Here is a 1075-nt window from a genome sequence, read left to right as displayed (position 1 = left end):
AACTGATTAAGCTGCATTGCCACTGCCGGTGATAAGTGGCCCCGTACAACGGCCCCTTCATGCCCCTTCACCTCTGGACGCGGTTTGTCCAGCATCAAACTATGTAATGGCGGCGCATCATCCAGTTGCTTTTCCCAGTAATTCAACTGAGACGCCAGCACCTCTCCTTGCAACCAATTTCGTTGCCACAAGGCGTAGTCGACATACTGTAATGCCAGCGGTTGTGCATCAATCACATCCCCCGCGACTGCTTGTGTGTAAAATGCTACAAACTCCTTCACCAGTAACACCATCGACCAACCATCTGATGCAATGTGATGCATATTGAACAGCAAAGCGCCTTGCTGCGCGCCCAGCGCGATGTAGCTCACCCTGAGCATCAAGTCTTCGCTTAAATTAAACGCTTGCTGCGCATCATCCACCATCAATGCGTTTAACGCTTGCGTTTGCGCCTCGCCCGTCAACTGGCTTAGGTCATGCTGTGTGATATGAAATGGCGCGGCTTCTCGAATATGCTGCATTCCTTGGTTATCACGAGTTTGGTACACACTACGTAATACCGAATGACGCAATACGATGACCTCTATCGCTCGGCGTGCAGCATCCACATCAAAGTGGCCTTCCACCATAAAGGCAGCCGGCATATTGTATTGCGCGCTTCCTTCACTTAGCTGGTCAATAAACCATAGCCGCTGTTGTGCAAAAGAGAGCGCCTCATAGGTTTGTGCTTGTGCTCTTGTCGTCACCATCGGACGTAGTCCGTTGTGCTTGTGACTTGCCATCACCTCTGCCAAAGCACTCAACCTTGGGCTGTCAAAAATACACTTTATAGGGAGCTCCACCTGATATCTGCGCCGTAGCTCCGATACCATTCTTATCGCCAGTAATGAGTGTCCACCTATCGCAAAAAAGTCCGCATCGGCACTCAATGTGTCCTGTGTGATACCTAATAACTCACTCCAAAGCTCAACCAGCTGTTGCTCCGTCTCTGTTGTCGGTGCTCGGTAGCTGACCGTGTCGTCCATGGCCGTCGGTTTGGGTAACGCTTTTCTGTCTATCTTTCCGTTACTGGTTT

The 1075-nt window shown here is 50.6% G+C and carries 1 protein-coding gene; it reads right to left on the bottom strand.

The features are described 5' to 3' along the window. Positions 1-1075, bottom strand: a 1075-nt coding sequence (locus ACW689_RS21390; RefSeq protein WP_476294430.1) for a condensation domain-containing protein, incomplete at both ends; no start/stop codon positions are given.

The sequence above is a fragment of the Pseudoalteromonas sp. ABE4_541 genome, assembly GCF_056312285.1.
The sequence above is the reverse complement of the archived record's forward strand: the minus strand, read 5'-3'. Positions and strand labels throughout refer to the sequence as shown.